At 58.8% G+C, this 14,644-nt stretch carries 15 protein-coding genes; 10 read left to right on the top strand and 5 right to left on the bottom strand.

The window, feature by feature from the left end; all coding sequences use genetic code 11:
* Positions 1-201 precede the first annotated feature (201 nt).
* The 3 genes from rpoH (at position 202) to ABJO75_RS09430 (ending at position 2,558) form a co-directional block, all read left to right on the top strand.
* The gene (gene rpoH / locus ABJO75_RS09420) at positions 202-1,098 is read left to right on the top strand and encodes an RNA polymerase sigma factor RpoH (RefSeq protein WP_348135566.1); all 897 of its coding nucleotides are present in this window, start codon (positions 202-204) and stop codon (positions 1,096-1,098) included.
* A gap of 190 nt (positions 1,099-1,288) precedes the next feature.
* A complete protein-coding gene (locus ABJO75_RS09425; RefSeq protein WP_348135567.1) occupies positions 1,289-2,260 on the top strand; it encodes a Gfo/Idh/MocA family oxidoreductase in 972 nt (323 codons plus the stop codon).
* Positions 2,261-2,288: 28 nt separating this feature from the next.
* Complete coding sequence (locus ABJO75_RS09430; protein ID WP_348135568.1) at positions 2,289-2,558, top strand: DksA/TraR family C4-type zinc finger protein; 270 nt, start codon at positions 2,289-2,291, stop codon at positions 2,556-2,558.
* A gap of 57 nt (positions 2,559-2,615) precedes the next feature.
* Here the strand turns inward: ABJO75_RS09430 and ABJO75_RS09435 are convergent, their stop codons facing one another.
* From ABJO75_RS09435 to ABJO75_RS09450, 4 genes are all read right to left on the bottom strand, one after another.
* Positions 2,616-3,458: a hypothetical protein gene (locus ABJO75_RS09435; protein WP_348135569.1), complete on the bottom strand. Its 843-nt coding sequence runs from the start codon at positions 3,456-3,458 to the stop codon at positions 2,616-2,618.
* A 165-nt stretch (positions 3,459-3,623) separates the two neighbouring features.
* Positions 3,624-5,438, bottom strand: coding sequence for a M3 family oligoendopeptidase (locus ABJO75_RS09440; RefSeq protein ID WP_348135570.1), 1,815 nt, complete (start codon positions 5,436-5,438; stop codon positions 3,624-3,626).
* Positions 5,439-5,611: 173 nt separating this feature from the next.
* Complete coding sequence (locus ABJO75_RS09445) at positions 5,612-6,586, bottom strand: alpha/beta hydrolase (RefSeq protein WP_348135571.1); 975 nt, start codon at positions 6,584-6,586, stop codon at positions 5,612-5,614.
* Positions 6,586-6,876: an SCP2 sterol-binding domain-containing protein gene (locus ABJO75_RS09450; RefSeq protein WP_348135572.1), complete on the bottom strand. Its 291-nt coding sequence runs from the start codon at positions 6,874-6,876 to the stop codon at positions 6,586-6,588. The genes ABJO75_RS09445 and ABJO75_RS09450 overlap by 1 nt, the downstream gene beginning before the upstream one ends.
* Positions 6,877-6,920: 44 nt before the next feature.
* Between ABJO75_RS09450 and ABJO75_RS09455 the strand changes: the two genes are divergently transcribed.
* The 7 genes from ABJO75_RS09455 (at position 6,921) to ABJO75_RS09485 (ending at position 13,838) form a co-directional block, all read left to right on the top strand.
* The gene (locus ABJO75_RS09455) at positions 6,921-7,517 is read left to right on the top strand and encodes a tetratricopeptide repeat protein (protein WP_348135573.1); all 597 of its coding nucleotides are present in this window, start codon (positions 6,921-6,923) and stop codon (positions 7,515-7,517) included.
* A 24-nt stretch (positions 7,518-7,541) separates the two neighbouring features.
* A complete protein-coding gene (locus ABJO75_RS09460) occupies positions 7,542-10,379 on the top strand; it encodes a helicase-related protein (RefSeq protein WP_348135574.1) in 2,838 nt (945 codons plus the stop codon).
* A gap of 4 nt (positions 10,380-10,383) precedes the next feature.
* Positions 10,384-10,761, top strand: a complete 378-nt coding sequence (locus ABJO75_RS09465) for an RNA-binding S4 domain-containing protein (RefSeq protein ID WP_348135575.1) — start codon at positions 10,384-10,386, stop codon at positions 10,759-10,761.
* The gene (locus ABJO75_RS09470) at positions 10,736-10,891 is read left to right on the top strand and encodes a hypothetical protein (protein WP_348135576.1); all 156 of its coding nucleotides are present in this window, start codon (positions 10,736-10,738) and stop codon (positions 10,889-10,891) included. The genes ABJO75_RS09465 and ABJO75_RS09470 overlap by 26 nt, the downstream gene beginning before the upstream one ends.
* Positions 10,892-10,947: 56 nt before the next feature.
* The gene (gene fdxA / locus ABJO75_RS09475; RefSeq protein WP_348135577.1) at positions 10,948-11,286 is read left to right on the top strand and encodes a ferredoxin FdxA; all 339 of its coding nucleotides are present in this window, start codon (positions 10,948-10,950) and stop codon (positions 11,284-11,286) included.
* Between the two features lie 279 nt (positions 11,287-11,565).
* Positions 11,566-12,078 (top strand): CarD family transcriptional regulator, encoded by a 513-nt coding sequence (locus ABJO75_RS09480; RefSeq protein WP_348135579.1) that lies wholly within the window; start codon positions 11,566-11,568, stop codon positions 12,076-12,078.
* Between the two features lie 128 nt (positions 12,079-12,206).
* On the top strand, positions 12,207-13,838 hold the full coding sequence (locus ABJO75_RS09485; protein ID WP_348135581.1) for a hypothetical protein: 1,632 nt from the start codon (positions 12,207-12,209) through the stop codon (positions 13,836-13,838).
* On the opposite strand, the gene cobS is transcribed toward ABJO75_RS09485, so the two are convergent.
* Complete coding sequence (gene cobS / locus ABJO75_RS09490) at positions 13,839-14,606, bottom strand: adenosylcobinamide-GDP ribazoletransferase (protein ID WP_348135582.1); 768 nt, start codon at positions 14,604-14,606, stop codon at positions 13,839-13,841. It lies immediately after the preceding gene.
* Positions 14,607-14,644: the final 38 nt, after the last annotated feature.

The following is a 14,644-nucleotide window of genomic DNA, read 5'->3' on the forward strand; positions in this document are numbered from 1 at the left end:
GTTCACGCGAATGTCAGATCGCGGCAGGTGAACCGTGCAGTATCGGCAAGAGTTATGTCATGAACAGCACATGCGCGTGAATGCACCCTTTTCTGCTCAAACTCGACGCTGATTCAGGTCATTATGCGAGGGGTCTCACTTGAATGGAACGATTTCGCCACCATATCTATGTTAAGACAATAAACATTAAGGGACATGACAATGGCCAACTATGCAAATTTGCCGGCACCAACCCCAGAGGGTGGTCTCAACCGGTACATGCAGGAAATCCGTAAGTTCCCGCTGCTTGAGCCAGAAGAGGAATACATGCTGGCCAAACGTTGGGTCGAGGAACAGGATACTGAAGCTGCCCACAAGATGGTCACCAGCCACCTGCGTCTGGCGGCCAAGATTGCAATGGGATACCGCGGCTATGGCCTGCCGCAGGCCGAAGTGATTTCCGAAGCGAATGTGGGCCTCATGCAGGCGGTCAAGCGGTTTGACCCGGAAAAAGGGTTTCGTCTGGCGACCTATGCGATGTGGTGGATCCGCGCCAGCATTCAGGAATACATCCTGCGGTCTTGGTCGTTGGTAAAACTGGGAACGACGTCGGCACAGAAAAAGCTGTTTTTCAACCTGCGCAAGGCCAAGGCCAAGATCGGCGCATTGGAAGAGGGTGATCTGCGCCCCGAGAACGTCAAACGGATCGCGACCGATCTGGGCGTGACAGAAGCTGAAGTCATCAGCATGAACCGCCGCATGAGTGGGGGCGATGCGTCGCTGAACGCCACGGTCGGCTCTGAAGGCGAAGGGACGATGCAATGGCAGGATTGGCTCGAGGATGAAGATGCCGATCAGGCGGGCGACTACGAAGCACGTGACGAGCTTGAAGCGCGACGCGAATTGCTGGCGCAGGCTCTGGATGTGTTGAACGACCGTGAGAAAGACATCCTGACGCAGCGTCGGTTGTCAGACAGCACCGTGACGCTGGAGGAATTGAGCGGCCAGTACGATGTCAGCCGCGAACGTATTCGCCAGATCGAAGTGCGCGCTTTTGAGAAGCTGCAAAAGAAGATGCGCGATCTCGCCCGCGAGAAAGGGATGCTGGCCTCAGCCTGAGCATGCCTGTAACAATTTGACAGAGACAAAGGGGCGCGCTGCGCCCCTTTGTTGTTTGGGCCCTCGCACGGCAGGAATAGTGCGCAGTCCTCCCGACCAAGTGTTGCGTTGTGATCCCGACTGCGCTCCAAAATGTAGTGGGCGTGCTGGCGGAGCTGATCTATAATCGGGCGCAACCAAGGAGCGATAAATGTCAGAGCCAATGCGATGGGGTATCCTGGGAGCATCCAATTTTGCGAGTAAGCATATGGGGCCGGCCATTCACGCGGCGCGTGGTGCCAAACTGGCCGGTCTTGCCACGTCCAACCCGGACAAGGCCGCTGGGTTTCTTGAATTCTGCCCGGATCTGCAGGTCTTTGACAGCTATGACGCATTGCTGGCCGATCCGGCGATCGACGCGGTTTATGTTCCGCTGCCCAATCACATGCACGTGGAGTGGAGCCTGAAGGCGCTGGATGCCGGCAAGCATGTGCTGTGTGAAAAGCCAATGACGATGCAGGCGGACGAATTTGACCAGTTGATCGCAAAACGCGATGACACCGGGCTGATGGCGGCAGAGGCCTATATGATCGTGCATCACCCGCAATGGCAACGGGTGCGGCAGATGGTGCAGGACGGTGCCATTGGCAAGCTGGTGCATGTGGGTGGGCGGTTCAGCTTTACCAATCGCGACGCCAGCAATATTCGCAATCGGGCCGAGGTTGGCGGCGGCGGGCTGCGCGACATTGGTGTCTATGTCTTTGGCGCGGCGCGGTTTGTCACCGGTGCCGAGCCGGACGAGATCGCCGCACGGGTGCGATGGGAAAACGGTGTCGATGTTTTTGCGGATGTTCAGGCCGAGTTTCCCGACTGCACCTATTCCGCCTATGTGAGCACGCGAATGCATCCCTATCAGGAAATGCTGTTTCACGGCGAAGCCGGAGTCATTCGTTTGACCGCGCCGTTCAATGCACAGGTCTTTGGCGAAGCGCGGATCGAGTTGCATCAACCTGATCTGGGCGTGCGGGTTGAACGTTTCCCGGCGGATAACCACTATGTATTGCAGGTGGAAGCGTTCGGAAGATCCGTGCGGGAGGGGGTTGAATATCCCTGTCCGCTCGAGATCTCGAAAGGGACGCAGGTGATGATCGACAGGGTGTTCGACGTGGCGCGGACGTTGTGAGGCACCCGTTGCGAACAGGAGAAAACTGATGGCGGGTGGATGGGCGCGCGATGGCGCGGTGAGCGAACAGATCGAAGCCTCGATCAATGACGAGTTGGCCCGTCTCAAGACGCGACGCGGGCCAGAAGGCGAGAGCCGGACACATTGCGCGGAATGCGAAGAACCGATCCCCGAAGCGCGGCGCAACGCGATCCCCGGTATCAAACTGTGCATTGATTGCATGCAGGAGCGCGACAGCGCCTTTCAGGCGCGGGCGGGTATCAATCGACGGGGCAGCAAAGACAGCCAGTTGAAATAGCACTGCTTGCGGAACGGTTTCGGTAAAGCAAACCTATTCCGCGAACAGACCAGAGGGTCAGTCGATGTAACTGTCTGCGCGTTGACCGGCACGTTCCAAGTGGATGGGCAGGGTCCGGCCGTAAAGTTGTCTGGTCCGCTCCGGGCTGCCAACCATTCCGGGTTCTTCCACATAGGAAAAGATTGCCACATAGCGCGGGCGATTGCCTTTGAGTGGAGCAACTCGGTGCAGGGAATACCGTCCGCAAAAAAGCTGCAAATCGCCCGGCTCCAGATGCAGCACACGCACCTTGTCTGATGTACCGTTCAGGACACGTCTGACTTCGGTAAAGTTCTCATCATGCTGGCGGATCTTCGGGGCGTATTCGAACGCGCCACCTGCCTCGGCATTCTGGATCGCAAGCGTGACGGTGAAATTGTTGGTGTCGAAATGCCAGGGAAACCCATTGCCCTCGGAGGCCATATTTACGATCACATCCGCGAGGGGATCTGCATAGCGATGGAATTTCTCTTCCTGCAGGCAATCTTGGATGAATCGATCAAACCCTTGGAAATCATGTACTGTGCGCAGCGGGCCTTGACTGGCAAAGTTATCCGCCGGGATGAATGCATTTGATCGGTCATAGAACTGCCGGCGCGGATCGTCAGGAGGCAGGCCGGGATCGTCTTGCGTAAAGTAGGCGTTTGTTTTGCTAAAGGACTGGTGCCCCTTGTCCGCCACGCTATCCGCTTCTGCTGTCAGGGCGGCAACACCTGCGGGCGTCAAAAACCCTTTCAGAACAGCGCAACCGTCACGTTCCAGGTCTTTGCGAACCCGCGCCAGAACGGCACCACGTTTGGGGCCGTTCTGATGGATCGGGTACGCTGCGAGGTTGATAAGTTCAGCGTCACATTCTTGCATTTGCACCTCCGTCTCTGGTTCAGGAGAGTGCAGATTTTGCAAGGCGTCTCGTCAAATGACGACACCAAAGCGCCGCAAACTGGCTTGAGCCGGTAATTGCGACGCTGGAAATGCTCGGTCGGCAAGGGCACGGAGTGGCCATCTGCCAAGGACGATGAAGGGGTGTTACTCCTCCATCGCCTCCAACTCGTCGATCATTCCTGATATCATCGACAGGCCCTTGTCCCAGAACGCCGGGTCGGATGCGTCAAGGTCGAATGGGGCCAGAAGCTCTTTGTGGTGCTTTGACCCACCTGCTTTCAGCATGTCGAAATATTTCTCTTCGAACCCCGGATCTCCCTCGGCATAGACGGAGTAGAGCGCGTTCACGAGGCCATCGCCAAAGGCATAGGCATAGACGTAGAACGGCGAATGGACGAAATGCGGGATGTAGGCCCAGAAGGTTTCATAACCATCCATGAATTCAAACGCGGGGCCGAGGCTTTCGGCCTGAACACTCATCCAGAGGGCATTGATGTCGTCTGGGGTCAATTCGCCAGCACGCCGGGCGTCATGCAGTTTGCATTCAAAATCGTAGAAGGCGATCTGGCGCACGACCGTGTTGATCATGTCTTCGACCTTGCCGGCGAGCAGAATTCTGCGCTGCTCCTTGGTTTCGGCGGTGTCGAGCATTTTGCGGAAGGTCAGCATTTCGCCGAATACGCTGGCGGTTTCGGCCAGCGTCAGCGGGGTAGAGGACAGCATTTCGCCCTGACCAGCCGCCAGAACCTGATGCACGCCATGGCCAAGTTCGTGGGCGAGGGTCATCACGTCGCGTGGTTTGCCGAGGTAGTTCAGCATGACATAGGGGTGCACCTCGGTCACGGTGGGGTGGGCAAAGGCGCCGGGGGCTTTGCCCGGCTTTACCGCCGCATCGATCCAACCTTTGGAAAAGAACGGCGCCGCGATTTCGCCCATGCGGGGATCAAACGCGTTGTAGGCGTCCATCACTGTTTGCTCGGCGCTGGACCAGTCAACGATGCGGGTGTCTTCCATCGGCAGGGGGGCATTACGATCCCACACCTGCATGGTGTCCAGACCCAGCCATTTGCGTTTCAGCTCGTAATATCGGTGGCTAAGCTTGGGATAGGCTTTGACCACGGCTTCGCGCAGGGCCTCGACCACTTCGGGTTCCACGTCGTTGGACAGGTGGCGACCGGTCTGGGGCGTGGGCATGCCGCGCCAGCGGTCGACGACTTCCTTTTCCTTGGCTTGGGTGTTGTGAACCCGCGCGAACGTCTTGATGTTGTCGGCAAAGACGTCGGCCAGTTCGCGGGCCGCCGCCTCGCGGGTGCTGCGGTCCTGCTCGGTCAACAGGTTCAGCGTGCCCTCGATATTCAGGGTTTCGCCGTTTACGTCGAATTCCAGCCCGGCGATGGTTTCATCAAACAGCTTTTCCCAGGCATCACCGACGACGCCCAGATCATGCAGGAATTTCTCAAGCTCGTCAGACAGCTGATAGGGCTTCATTGCGCGAATGCGATCAAACACCGGCTTGTACCGCGCGAGATCAGCATTGGCAGCGAAATGGGTGTCGAGTATGCCGTCCTCCAGCCGGTTGAGTTCGAGCGTGAAGAACACCAGCGGTGTGGTGAAGTTGGTGATCTTTTCCTGCATGTCGGACATGAACTTTGCCCGCTCTGCATCTGTGGTCAGCTGATAATACCGCAGCCCTGCAAAGGACATGATGCGACCGGCCACCGAATTGATCCGTTCATTGCGCAGCACACAGTCGAGCAGCCCGGCGGCATCAAGATCGGCCAGCTTTCCTTCGTAGTCAGCGGCAAAGGACGCGCAGGCCGTTTCAAGCCAATCGAGATCGCGTTTCAGTTCGGGCGCGTCCTGTGATGTGTAGAGATCGCTGAGGTCCCATTCGGGCAGATTGCCCAGATCCTTGCCGCCTGCCGAGGCGTTGGCATCAAAATTCGGTTTGATCGTCATCACGCAATCCTTCTGCTTTGCCCTCGAAGTAGTGTGCGACCTTGGGCAGATGCAAGTGTTCAGCAGAAATGCCGTTAAATAATCCGCCAAACCGCTTGCGAGATTGAGTGTTTTTCTGGTGTTCTCAGGGGGGCATTCGTGCGTCGCGCCCGGATAGCCGGGCGCCGCGCGGGTCAGGCGGATACGGCGTTGTCTTGGCTGCCTGTATCTGAGCTGGTGAAAAGCGCCTCGAGCTGATCAAACACGTCTGCACGTATCTGTGGCGTCTCCATCAGAACTTCGTGGCGCGCACCCTGCACGATTTCGAGCCGTCCGCGCGGCCAGCGATCCATGCGCTGGCGCACATCGTCGCAATCAATGATCTGTTCGCCAGAGCCGAGGAAGGTCACACAGGGCAAATCGGGCGAGGGGCGCTGCGCCAGCGCACGGCATTCCATCAGGCTCTCGCGCAGCCAGACCAGCGTCGGCCCGCCAATACCCAGTTCGGGATGCGCGGCAATCTGGTCCTGCATCATCTTGTACATGCTTGGTTCGGTCGTCAGGGCATTGCCGTCAAACGCATGCGCGGTGACATATCCTTCGTGACGGGTGCTTGGGGGCAGGCGGGTGCCCATGCCCACCATTGGCGCCATATGTGACAGCGCCCAGCCGAACGGTTTAACCATCGGTGACATATAGATGCCCCACATCGGCCCGGTGAAGGCACAGCTTTGCACCGGCAAACCTTCCATCACTGCACGCAGCCCGATGCCGCCGCCCATCGAATGTCCGATCAGGTGGAATGGCGTCGGCAGTTCGATCTGGCGGGCCAGTTTCATCGCTGCCGCGAGATCCAGCTGATAGTCGGTAAAGACGTTCACATGCCCCAGCCGCTTGTCATCAAGCAGTCGATCGGCAAGGCCCTGACCACGCCAGTCGATGACCAACGTCGCAAAACCGCGACGAGCCAGTTCACCCGCGGTATCGCCGTATTTTTCGATGTACTCCGTCCGGCCCGGCAACATCAAAACGGTGCCTCGCGCCTCTCCCTCAGGCCGCCAGACGCCGACACGGATGCGGATTCCGTCCGACGTTTGCAACCAATAGGCCTGCCCGCCCTGGGGCACACCAACCATATCGTCGTGGAGAGGCGCAGAGATCAGGTCCATCAGGCCAGAACCGCAGCCAGTTTCATTGCCATACCCATATCGCCATCCACGGACAGCTTGCCGGTCATAAAGGCGGAGGTCGGGTTCATGTCACCCTCAAAGATCGCCTGAAAGGTCTCGGCATCAGCGCTGAGAGTCACTTCGGCCTCTTCGTCCGCAACGCGGGCGCCTTCGCTGTCCATCATGATCGCACCTTCACCGGCGATGTCGAATTTGGCTGTGCCGTCAAAGTCGGACGCGGCAAGTTTGGTGTTGAGTTCGGCCGCAGCCTTTTCAAGGAAGTCGCTCATTTTTACTCTCAAGATATTTGGTGCATGGATCTCTGGATATTCCCATGCAGCGCGTTACATTGAACAACGTTATGAGCGTTATCCATCCCATCTTCAAAACTACCGTCGCGGCAATTGCGGCCATAGTAATGTATTCCATACCTTTGATCGCGCAATCTGCCGATTCTGAGGATGAACAAGCCTTGCTGACTGCACTTGCCGAGGCAGATGCAGACGAGGCACGAGGCCTGGACCGGCAATTGCAGCGGCTCTGGTCCAAGAGCGGATCGGCATCGATGGACCTGCTGCTTCAACGCGGGCGCGATGCGCTTGAGGAAGACGACGCGGCCGCCGCAATCGAGCATCTGACGGCGCTGACGGATCATGCGCCGGAGTTTGCGCAAGGCTGGAGCGCGCGTGCGCTCGCTTATTTTCATGCGGAACTCTATGGACCAGCATTGGCGGACCTTGAACGGGCGCTGGCGCTGAATCCCAACGATTACAATGCGATAATCGGGCTAGGGGCGTTGCTCGAAGAGTTCGGCGACGAGGCCCGTGCCTATCAGGCGTTTGAACGCGCAAAGGCTATACATCCCAACCATGAAGAAGTAACCAAAGCGCTGGACCGTCTACGCCCCGGAATCGAGGGCGAGGCACTTTAGGCCCTGACGGGCAGGGGGCGACAGGTGACCGGGTCATCGCGAATCGTGGCCGTTCTGGGCCCGACCAACACTGGCAAGACGCATTACGCGATTGAACGTATGCTGGGGCATCGCACCGGGGTCATGGGTTTGCCACTGCGTCTTTTGGCGCGCGAGGTCTATGACCGGATCGTGGCGATCCGTGGCCCGTCGGTGGTGGCGCTGGTCACTGGCGAAGAGCGCATTGTGCCGCCCCGTACGCAATATTGGGTCTGCACGGTCGAGGCGATGCCCGAGGGCATGGGATGTGATTTCCTAGCGGTCGACGAAATCCAGTTGTGCGCCGATCCCGAGCGGGGCCATGTGTTTACCGACCGGTTGTTGCGCGCGCGTGGGCAGCTTGAAACGTTGTTTCTGGGCAGCGACACGATGCGCGGGCCGATCCGGGCGTTGGTACCGGACGCACAGTTTCAGGGCCGCGAGCGCATGTCGCAACTGGTTTATTCCGGTGCCAAGAAAATCAGCCGTATGCCTGCACGCAGCGCCATTGTCGGGTTTTCGGTCGATGGGGTTTATGCCATCGCGGAACTGCTGCGCCGCCAAAAAGGCGGCGCTGCGGTGGTGATGGGAGCGTTGTCGCCGCGCACGCGCAACGCGCAGGTTGAATTGTATCAGAACGGCGACGTGGATTTTCTGGTGGCAACAGATGCCATTGGCATGGGCCTGAACCTTGATATTGATCACGTTGCCTTTTCGGCACTGACCAAGTTTGACGGTCGCCGCATGCGTCCGCTTGCCCCCAATGAACTGGCACAGATTGCCGGTCGCGCCGGTCGCGGGATGTCGCATGGCACCTTTGGTGTCACCGGCGAGGCGCGCCCTTTGGACGAGCCGGTGGCGCAGGCCATCATGGAGCATCGCTTCACGCCGCTGAAAAAGCTGAACTGGCGCAGTGCCGCGCTGGAATTTGGCACGATCGACCGGTTGATCGGCACTCTTGAAAGGCCGCCGACAGACGAAAACCTGATCCGCGCACTTGAGGCTGATGATCTCGGGGCATTGAAATCGCTGGCGCAGGTGGACGAAGTGTTTGCCCGGGCATCCGATCCGGCGTCAGTCCGGTTGCTGTGGGACGTGTGCCGAATTCCCGATTTCCGGGGAATCAGTCACGCCGAACATTCAGCGCTGCTGGAAATGATCTTTGGTTATCTCCACGAAAGCGGGGTTGTGCCCGACGATTGGCTCGCCCGTCAGATCAAACGGATTGATCGAACCGACGGCGATATCGACACGCTAAGCAAACGATTGGCATTTATCCGCACATGGACGTATGTGGCGCAACGCAAGGGTTGGACACGCGACGAAAGCCATTGGCGCGGGCTGACACGCGCTGTAGAAGACAGGGTGTCAGATGCGCTGCACGAGCGTTTGACCCAGAGATTTGTGGACCGGCGCACATCCGTGCTCTTGCGCCGGCTCAAGCAAAAGGAGGCCCTTTTGGCCGAAGTGAACGATAAGGGTGAAGTGACCGTCGAAGGCGAATTTGTCGGTCGGTTGGAAGGTTTTCGATTCTCTGCGGATAAATCCGCAGCGGCCGGAGCCGAGGAAAAGGTCGTTAAAGCCGCGTCATTGCAGGCGCTGGCCCCGCAGTTCCATCTGCGAGCTGACCGGTTCTACAATGCTCCGGATACCGAGATCGACTATACCGAACAGGGTGGTCTGATGTGGGGTGAGCACGCCGTTGGCAAGCTTGTCGCTGGGTCGGAGCCGTTGAAACCGCAGGTCGAAGTGTTTGTTGACGAAGCTGCCGGTCCGGATGTCGCTCAAAAGGTTGAGCGCCGCTTGCAACACTTCATCGACCGCAAGGTTGCCTCGCTGTTTGAGCCGCTTTTGACGCTGCAGCGCGATGAGGAGTTGTCTGGGCTGGCCCGTGGATTTGGCTTTCGGATGATCGAGGCGTTCGGCATCCTGCCCCGTGCGGAAGTCGTACAAGAGGTTAAAGACCTAGATCAGGATGCGCGCGGCGCGTTGCGCAAACACGGTATCCGCTTCGGTCAGTTCACGATCTTCATGCCTTTGCTGCTAAAGCCTGCACCAACGCGGTTGCGGCTGGTGCTGTGGTCACTGGCAAAAGGTTTGCAGGAGTTTCCAGAATCTCCGCCGCCGGGTCTGGTGACTGTGCCGACAGTCAAGGACGCGCCGGACGGCTATCATACCATGTGCGGCTATCGCGCGGCGGGTGAGCGCGCGGTGCGAATCGACATGCTGGAACGGCTCGCCGATATGTTGCGCGCCGAAGACAGCCGGGGTGGATTTGAGGCGAAGCCGGACATGTTGTCGATCACCGGCACCACGCTGGATCAGTTCGCTGATCTCATGCAGGGGCTGGGGTACAAGGGTGAGCGTGGTGAGCGCACCAAGGTCAAGCCAGCGCCAGTGGAGCCCGTTGCGGAGCCGGGCGCGGAAACAACGCCCACCGCAGAAACCAAGGAACCAGCTGAAGAGCCGGTTTCAGAGGTCGAAACACCGGCACCTGTGAGCGAAGCTTCGGAAGAACCTACGCCGGCTGAACCTGCTATCGAGGACGCTGTCACTGCTGAAGAATCTGCGCCCGCAGAGCCGGAGATGGAAGTCTTTTATACCTTCACCTGGTCAAGACCGCGGCGGGATCATCAGGGACCACGTGGCAAGGCTGGCCAGAAAGACCGGCAGGGCGCCAAGCCTCAAGGCAAAGGCCGGCCGCGTGGCAAGGGTGGTGACAAGGGAGGCCGTCAGGACAAGGGGGCGAAATCCTTCTCGTCACGTCCGCCACGCCCGGAGAAAAAGATTGATCCAGACAACCCGTTTGCCGCGGCCCTCATGGGGCTGAAGGACAACAGCTAGACCGGTGAGCGCGACGCAGCCAGACAAGCTGAGACTGGACAAATGGTTGTGGCATGCCCGGTTCTTCAAGACTCGCACGCTCGCCGCGAAACAGATCAGCGGCGGCCACGTTCGGGTCAACGGAGAACGGACGATCAAACCGGCGTGTGGCATCACGCCGGGGGACGTTCTCACTTTTGCGCAGGCGCGTCAGGCGCGGGTCATCAAGATCGTCGAGCTTGGTGCCCGACGTGGTCCGGCCAGCGAGGCGCAGGCCCTGTATGAAGATCTTGCGCCGCCAGGACCGCGTGAACCTGCGCCTGAAAGGGTTGGCGAGCGTCCGACCAAGAAAGATCGCAGGGCAATGGACGCGCTGCGTGGCGGTGGTGACGGCGATTTCTGATCCAAATTTCGCCGTGATCGTGGAACCTGCGCCCAGCAACGGCCATTCGGCGGAACACGGGTTGGCCAATTCGCCCGAAACGCCGGATTTCAGCCCTGTGGGCGCCGTCATGGTCGGATTGCTGACTTGAAGTACCGGCGGTGCTGAATTAGCTAGTCCGCCAAGACGCGAACCGGAAAGCCCATCATGACCTATATCGTCAACGACGCCTGCATCGCCTGCAAATACACCGACTGTGTCGAGGTGTGCCCCGTGGATTGTTTCTATGAGGGCGAGAACATGCTGGTCATCCATCCGGATGAATGCATCGATTGTGGCGTGTGTGAACCGGAATGTCCGGCTGACGCGATCCGTCCGGATACTGAACCGGACATGGACAGGTGGGTCGAGTTCAACCGCAAGTATTCCGAGATGTGGCCGGTGATCATCACCAAGAAAGACCCGTTGCCCGAAGCCGAAGCGCGGGATGGCGAGTCTGGCAAGTTGGAGAAGTACTTTTCCGAGACCCCCGGCGAAGGTGGCTGAGCGATTCGGCGCGAAAATTCGAGCACAGCGGTCGTTCGCCCGCAAATAAGTACCTGAAAACAGACAAGTTGCAGAGAGTTGACGCTACGTCCGCTTCCGGATGGGCGGATTTTGTGATATGATCAAATTACAAATGGTATCAATGTCTGGAAAATCGCCCTCCATCGAACTCACCTGGAGTGGCTCAGTCAAGTAAATGAACGCCGTCAGACGGGGCATTGTTGTGCGCCGCTGCGGGTTTTTTGTCGTCTGAACCAGCCGCAAGCAAGGACTAACTGAATGAGCAAATCGAAAAAGCTTGATTTCCGCCCCAACGAATACGTCGTCTATCCCGCGCATGGCGTTGGACAGATTGTATCGGTCGAGGAGCAGGAAGTTGCCGGCATCTCGCTGGAGCTGTTCGTGATTTCCTTTGAAAAGGACAAGATGACGTTGCGGGTTCCGACTCACAAGGCCACCGAAATCGGCATGCGTTCGCTGAGCTCGCCTGACGTGATTACCAAGGCAATGACGACGCTTAAGGGCAAGGCCAAGGTCAAGCGGGCCATGTGGTCGCGCCGGGCGCAGGAATACGAACAAAAGATCAACTCGGGTGATCTGATTGCAATTGCCGAAGTCGTGCGCGACCTGCACCGTAACGACGATCAGCGCGAACAGAGTTATTCCGAGCGCCAGCTGTATGAAGCCGCGCTCGAACGGCTGACCCGCGAAGTGGCGGCTGTTGGTGATGGTGATGAAGGTGTAGCGGCCAAGCAGGTCGGGGATGTCCTGATGTCGCGCGTCGCGGCCTAAGCGCAAACCCACTGCAAGTTTTGAAACCGCGCCTGTTGGGCGCGGTTTTTCGTTTCCAGGGCAATCGACAATGCCGATCTCTTGACTTACCAGACTGGAGCAGGGCAAACGGGCAGGGACCAATAGATATGGCCGCAACAGACAGCGCTGGCTGGTTTGACCGTGTGTTTGTTGATCTCGGGCGACAGATGCGATGGTCGTTCCTGCCGCCCTTGATGATCTATTTCTCTTACGGTGTTTCTGGACTGACGGCGATTGTCGGTACGTTCTTCGTCAAGGATTACCTTGGGCTGTCGGCTGCGTTTCTGTCAGGTCTCGCTTTTTGGGCGGGGATACCCTGGGCACTCAAGATGCCGTTGGGCCATCTTGTGGACCTGATCTGGCGGTTCAAGGGATGGCTGGTTTACCTTGGTGCTGCACTGATCGCGACGAGCCTCGCGATCATGTATTTCCTGATCACCGATCCCGAGGGTATGGCGCATCTGCTGCCCGTCAGCGGGTGGTACGTGATCAGCGTGCTTCTTGCGCCCTGCGGATATGTGATTCAGGACGCTGTGGCGGATGCCATGTCTGTCGAGGCGGTGCCACGGTTCGACACAGATGGCGAACCGATCCCCGCGGAACAATCGCGGGCGATGCACACCACGATGCAGACGCTCGGTCGGTTTGCCCTGATCAGCGGCACGGTGGCGGTGGCGCTGTTGAACATCGTGATGTTTTCAGGGGCCGAAGACCTGCCGCAGGCAGAGAAGGCCGGGATATATGCGCAGATCTATCTGATCGCGATGATCATCCCGGTGCTTTCGGTTTCCGGCGTGGTGCTGGCGGCGTTTCAGCGTTGGCAAGAGCGTCGCCGGCTTGAGCATCTGGGCAAGACCGCATCCGAAATCAACTCGGCCCTCGGCCGCGAGGACGACGAGGTCGCACCGAACCACTGGTACTTTACCGGTGGGTTGATCTTTGTGGTGCTGACGCTGGTGATTGGCCTGTCCAACATTCCTTACGCGCAAGAAATCGTGTTTGTCGGTTCGATGAGCATTGTGTTGTTCCTGATGCGCCAACTGATCGCAGTGCTGGAACCGGCCAAGGCCAGAATGCTCGTGGGCACCGCGATCATCATATTTGTGTTCCGCGCCGTACCGCTTCCGGGGCCGGGACAGACATGGTTTGAAATTGATGTGCTGGGCTTTGATGAACAGTTTCTCTCGGTTCTCTATCTCATCACATCTGTACTGACGTTGGTCGGGATCATCCTCCTGCGGCCGATGATGGCGAACCGCCCGATCACCAGCATAATCATACTGTTGACTGTTGTTGCGGCTATACTGTCGCTGCCTAATATCGGTCTGTACTATGGGCTGCAGAACTGGACGGCGGCGCATACCGGCGGGATCGTGGATGCACGGTTCATCGCGATCCTTGATACGGCGGTGGAATCGCCGCTGGGGCAAGTGGCGATGATTCCCATGTTGGCCTGGATTGCGCGCAATGCACCCTCGAACCTAAAGGCGACTTTTTTTGCGGTCATGGCCTCGTTTACCAACCTGGCACTCTCGGCCAGCGCGTTGGCGACCAAGTATCTGAATGAGGTGTTCCTGGTCACTCGCGAGGTGCGCGATCGGGTGACCGAAGTGATCGAGATTCCGGCAGATTATGGACAGTTGGGCTGGCTTTTGATCACGGTGGCGGTGCTGGGGCTGGTCCTGCCGCTGATCACGATCCTCTTCGTCCAGATGTCGCGGCTCCGAACTTCCGATTGATCAGGGCACTACAAGGGCGAGCAACGTCAAAAGCACTGCGATTTCGCCGAGTTGTTCGGCCGCGCCAAGGATGTCGCCGGTCTGTCCGCCAATCCGGGACCTTGCCAACAGGGCAAGAGCAAGGACCAGAACGGCGGCGACGAGCCATGCGCCGACAATGATGGGGCCAACGGCGAACCAGCCAACCGCAAGGCCGAGTATCAGTGACACCGCAACAGGGCCGCGCGTCGGCGCGCCAACACTGCGGGACAATCCATTGTCACGAGCATGGGGCAGTCCGGCCATCAACGGCGGTAGCAGGCTGCGCGACAGGGTTGCGGCGGCAACCACGGGCCATATGCCAAAGGGGAGCAACGCGGCGAGGGCCATCCAGCGCAGGCCAACCGACAGGATCAGCGCCAGAACGCCATAGGTGCCGATGACACTGTCTTTCATGATCTCAAGCCGCCGCTCCCGCGTCCAGGCGCCCCATAATCCGTCGGCGGTATCGGCAAGGCCGTCTTCGTGCATCGCGCCAGTCAGGCCAATCTGAACTGCGAGGACCAAGCCGGCGGCAACCGTTGCGGGCAGGCCAAGCGCGAGGGTGAAAACACCGATCGACCCTGCCAAACCTCCGACAACGAGGCCGACCATGGGAAAGGCCCAGACCGCGTTGGCCTGCCGGTCAAAGGCAGAGTTTGGCAAACGGGGCAGAGGCACGCGCGTCAATAGGGCAAATGCCGTCGCTGCGTTCAGGCACCATGCGCAGAGAATGTCGGTTTTGCGCATACGCTTGCCTTTTCGAGTGTTGTGGCGGGTCAATCAAT

The sequence above is a fragment of the Sedimentitalea sp. genome (genome assembly GCF_039973035.1).
Classification (GTDB): domain Bacteria; phylum Pseudomonadota; class Alphaproteobacteria; order Rhodobacterales; family Rhodobacteraceae; genus Sedimentitalea.

What these genes read in the sequence shown, in the direction of transcription:
- ABJO75_RS09435 (WP_348135569.1), bottom strand. Translation starts at nt 3,458, where the DNA reads ATGCAAGAATGTGACGCTGAACTTATCAACCTCGCAGCGTACCCGATC.
- ABJO75_RS09485 (WP_348135581.1), top strand. Translation starts at nt 12,207, where the DNA reads ATGGCCGCAACAGACAGCGCTGGCTGGTTTGACCGTGTGTTTGTTGAT.
- ABJO75_RS09455 (WP_348135573.1), top strand. Translation starts at nt 6,921, where the DNA reads ATGCAGCGCGTTACATTGAACAACGTTATGAGCGTTATCCATCCCATC.
- ABJO75_RS09430 (WP_348135568.1), top strand. Translation starts at nt 2,289, where the DNA reads ATGGCGGGTGGATGGGCGCGCGATGGCGCGGTGAGCGAACAGATCGAA.
- ABJO75_RS09440 (WP_348135570.1), bottom strand. Translation starts at nt 5,438, where the DNA reads ATGACGATCAAACCGAATTTTGATGCCAACGCCTCGGCAGGCGGCAAG.
- cobS (WP_348135582.1), bottom strand. Translation starts at nt 14,606, where the DNA reads ATGCGCAAAACCGACATTCTCTGCGCATGGTGCCTGAACGCAGCGACG.
- ABJO75_RS09425 (WP_348135567.1), top strand. Translation starts at nt 1,289, where the DNA reads ATGTCAGAGCCAATGCGATGGGGTATCCTGGGAGCATCCAATTTTGCG.
- fdxA (WP_348135577.1), top strand. Translation starts at nt 10,948, where the DNA reads ATGACCTATATCGTCAACGACGCCTGCATCGCCTGCAAATACACCGAC.
- ABJO75_RS09450 (WP_348135572.1), bottom strand. Translation starts at nt 6,876, where the DNA reads ATGAGCGACTTCCTTGAAAAGGCTGCGGCCGAACTCAACACCAAACTT.
- ABJO75_RS09480 (WP_348135579.1), top strand. Translation starts at nt 11,566, where the DNA reads ATGAGCAAATCGAAAAAGCTTGATTTCCGCCCCAACGAATACGTCGTC.
- rpoH (WP_348135566.1), top strand. Translation starts at nt 202, where the DNA reads ATGGCCAACTATGCAAATTTGCCGGCACCAACCCCAGAGGGTGGTCTC.
- ABJO75_RS09445 (WP_348135571.1), bottom strand. Translation starts at nt 6,586, where the DNA reads ATGGACCTGATCTCTGCGCCTCTCCACGACGATATGGTTGGTGTGCCC.